The organism is Infirmifilum sp., from assembly GCF_049970975.1.
Lineage (GTDB): Archaea > Thermoproteota > Thermoprotei > Thermofilales > Thermofilaceae > Thermofilum > Thermofilum uzonense.
Map to the genome: position 1 here is coordinate 1 of NZ_JBMFLX010000136.1, position 3,335 is coordinate 3,335.

Annotated in this window: 4 protein-coding genes; 3 read left to right on the plus strand and 1 reads right to left on the minus strand. The window is 53.2% G+C overall.

Annotation, left to right across the window (positions count from 1 at the left end):
* From ACP5KC_RS09560 to ACP5KC_RS09570, 3 genes are all read left to right on the plus strand, one after another.
* Positions 1-478, plus strand: a 478-nt coding sequence (locus tag ACP5KC_RS09560; RefSeq protein ID WP_428287406.1) for a glycosyltransferase family 4 protein, incomplete at its 5' end; no start/stop codon positions are given.
* A gap of 36 nt (positions 479-514) precedes the next feature.
* The gene (locus ACP5KC_RS09565; RefSeq protein WP_428287407.1) at positions 515-1,213 is read left to right on the plus strand and encodes a hypothetical protein; all 699 of its coding nucleotides are present in this window, start codon (positions 515-517) and stop codon (positions 1,211-1,213) included.
* Between the two features lie 6 nt (positions 1,214-1,219).
* Positions 1,220-2,071: a glycosyltransferase family A protein gene (locus tag ACP5KC_RS09570; RefSeq protein WP_428287408.1), complete on the plus strand. Its 852-nt coding sequence runs from the start codon at positions 1,220-1,222 to the stop codon at positions 2,069-2,071.
* 41 nt (positions 2,072-2,112) lie between these two features.
* On the opposite strand, the gene ACP5KC_RS09575 is transcribed toward ACP5KC_RS09570, so the two are convergent.
* On the minus strand, positions 2,113-3,141 hold the full coding sequence (locus tag ACP5KC_RS09575; RefSeq protein ID WP_428287409.1) for a hypothetical protein: 1,029 nt from the start codon (positions 3,139-3,141) through the stop codon (positions 2,113-2,115).
* Positions 3,142-3,335 lie beyond the last annotated feature (194 nt).

Sequence of the window (3,335 nt, forward strand, 5' to 3'; positions counted from 1 at the left end):
CCCCCATACCGTCTTCGTATTTATGGGTGAAGGTCCCCTAAGTGAAAAATTAAAGAAATTGTCGCATGCGCATAACTTGAAGGCGATATTCACAGGGAAGATACCCCACAGGGAGATGCCGTACTACTACGCAGCTACTGACGTGTTCTGCAGCACCAGTTACGCTGGTCAGGGAGTCTCCGTGCTCGAGGCGATGGCCTCCGGGAAGCCGGTGGTGGGGTATAGGATCGGCGTCGTACGCATACGCGACGGGATTGACGGCTTCCTCGTCGAGGGGGGCAACGTAGAGGAGTTCGCGGAGAAGGTTTTGCTCCTGGTGAGGGACTCAGAGCTTAGACGAGCTATGGGGGCTAACGCGAGGGTTAAGGTTCTCTCGCAGTACAGCATCGCGGCTTCGGTGAGGGCAGTCTTGAGGCTCTACTACTCCCTGCTGCGCCGCAGCCTGCAGCTCAGCGCAGATGAGGGGATACTTTTTTAAGCTCGGGGGTACGGGATACATCGCTTAGGTGGGAGCGTGATTGTGGGTCTGAGGCATGATATCGACAATACCTATGGCCTCAGGAAGGGCTTGCCGAAGCTAGTGGAGATCGAGGACAAGCTGGACCTGAGGTCGACCTTCTTCGTGCGTGTTGACGTGATTCAGTCGAGGGAGGACGAGAGGGCATTGAGGAGAATAGAGGATGAGGGTTGGGAGATAGGCCTTCACCTGGTAAACACCATCGGAACGCCCGCCCTGCCCTCGCCCCAGGAGGAGCTGGAGCGCCTTAGGAGGGTGTTCGAGATTCACGGGGTGACCCCCTGCGGCAAGACTATCGGCTTCAAAGGCGAGGTTACGTGGAGGGTTATGGACTCGCTCGGGCTCAAGTACATGGAGGGATACGGGGAGCCAGGCTTCCCAGTCCGCACCTTCGTGATGCCGACCCACCTCTCCTTGGACATATACTACGTGAGGAGGTTCGGCGAGAAGAGGGGGTACTCGTTGTTTAAGGCTGACCTCTTGAGAATGCTCGGGGAGAGGGGGGTAGCGACCGTGCTTGTGCACCCTGAGTGGTTTGTGAGGTCGGTGGGAGGGGCTGGGGCGACTAAGGCAGTCATGACCATTCTGGGTATAAAGATGCTAAACAACATCTACAGGACGTTTCTCCAGGAATTCAGTGGCGTGATTAAGTTCATGAAGTACATCGATCTTTACCAGGTTCTTAGCGGTAGGTGATCCCCCGTGTCCGAGGGAGGTAAAGCTCAACGCGAGCTGAGACCCAGGGTCGTAGGCATTATTATAGCTAGGAATGAGGAACAGAACATCGCGGATGTCATAAGGTCGCTTCAGCAGCAAACAATGCCTTTGACCGCGATAATAGTCGTTAACGATGGGTCGACTGACAAAACCGGCGAGCTTGCACGCGCGATGGGTTGCAGCGTCGTCGACCTTCCCTACCACGAGGAGAGCTACGCGGGCAGGCCCGAGCTCGCTGAAAGGGTTAACGTGGGGCTCAGTCTGGCTGAGAAGTACGACCCCGACTATGTGCTCGTAATGGGTGCGGATAACATCCTCCCGAGCGACTACGCCGAGAAGATAATCGAGCGCATGGAGAAGGATCCCAAGATCGTCATCGCTAGCGGCCACATCGAGGGGGAGCCCTACTCCGAGCTCATTCCTCGGGGGTCTGGCAGGATCATACAGGTTTCTTGGCTCAGGAAAGAGTTTGGCGGCTTGCGGGTCCCCGCCTACTGGGGGTGGGAGGCTTACCTGGTGTTCAGGGCCTTAAAGTCAGGGTATAAGACCAAACGTTACCGCGATATTACAAGCAGAGTTAAGAGGAGAACGGGGCTAGGCAAGGCTGAGTACTGGGGGAAGGGGATGTACGCCCTGGGTTACGACTGGAGGTACGCTCTGGGCAGAATCTTCCTGACGTTCCTAAAGTCGCCGCCGGCAGGTCTCAGAATGTTCTGGGGGTGGTTCAGGCATGAGGGCGTTGAACGAACGGACGTGGCCGACTGGGTGAAGGAGTTTCAAAGGAGAGAGTTCTGGAAGCGGGTGTGGGAGGTCTTGGCTAGAAGAGGGCGTAAGTAGCTTTCGCTATTAAGGGGGATGAAATACCATGCTTGCTTAAGCTAGGTTATCTTTACTCTTATTCTTTTAAGAGCATACCAATGATTTCTAAAGATCTTATGCTGAAGGAGATGTTCTAACACTGTGGAGTTGACTATACGGTTAGCGAACCTCTTCTGCATCAGGAAGATTCTCCCTACGAGCGTCAAAGGAATGTAGACATTTAATGTCTTGAAGTCCTTTCTGAACCCGAAGTGCTCGAGGAAGGTGTCTAATCCCGGGTGGTATCTGCTCCAGCTCCCGTACTGGATCAGCTTAGCTCCCTCTTTCACCGCTTTCTCTATTCCCTTCCAGAGTAGTAGCTCGCCTATATTTAGCTCCTTGTATTTATAGTTTATTAAAAAACGCGAGAACAGCGCTAGTTCGTTGTTCGAGAACATTGTGAACTCATATCCTATAAGCTTATCTTTCAGGAAAACTCCAATGCTATAGAATTTTCTGAAATTCAACGCGAGGAACTTAATTTCATTTGCTAATGCCTCCTCGTTCGTGTAGGATGGTGGGACTCCCCTCTTGGACCTGTTGCACTCCAGGATATCCGGTATATGCTCCCAGGGGTTTATTTCCTCGGCCCTGAGACCTACTCTTTCAGCTCTTCGGATGGCATTTCTGGCCTTTTTGTCGAGCTTGTATTTCCATATGTCGTCGAGCTCCCCCTCCACCACGAGGATCCTGGGTCTTATCACGCGTAAGTAGGATGCCTTTCTTGCAAAGAAAGAGCTGTAGCTCTCGAAGAGGTTCCTCATCAAAGGCTCCTTGATCCCGATTCCCACTACATCAGCCTTCAAGTTAAGACGCAGCTCCTCCCAGACGGCTTCAGGAGGTACGACGTGCTTAAGGTGGAGAGTTTGAGTGTCCCATGAAGGGAGATCCACCACGGTGAACGAACCTATCTTCCTCCTCTTCATGGAGAACCCCATGAATCCCTTTATCCACACTGTTTCACCGGTAGACAGGGAAACGAGGTCATAGACTTTCCAGTCATCTAGATCCGCTGGAAGTTGCCTGGGTGCAACAGTCTCCTTACCCATCGTCCACGCCCTTATGCGCTGTTCTAAACCCTGCCTTCTATAAAATTTTTGGGAGATTCCCCCATGGGTAAGGATGCACTAGACCATTTCTACCGCTCTATCTACCGCTCTACCCGACTGCCCCGCGGGGCTGCCTGTACTGCCGGGAAGAGGTTTATACGCTGTGTTTTCCCAGAACCTCTACTCTACCGTCC

Bases quoted from the DNA above. Each gene is read 5' to 3' on its own strand.
- ACP5KC_RS09575 (WP_428287409.1), bottom strand. From the start codon at position 3,141: ATGGGTAAGGAGACTGTTGCACCCAGGCAACTTCCAGCGGATCTAGAT.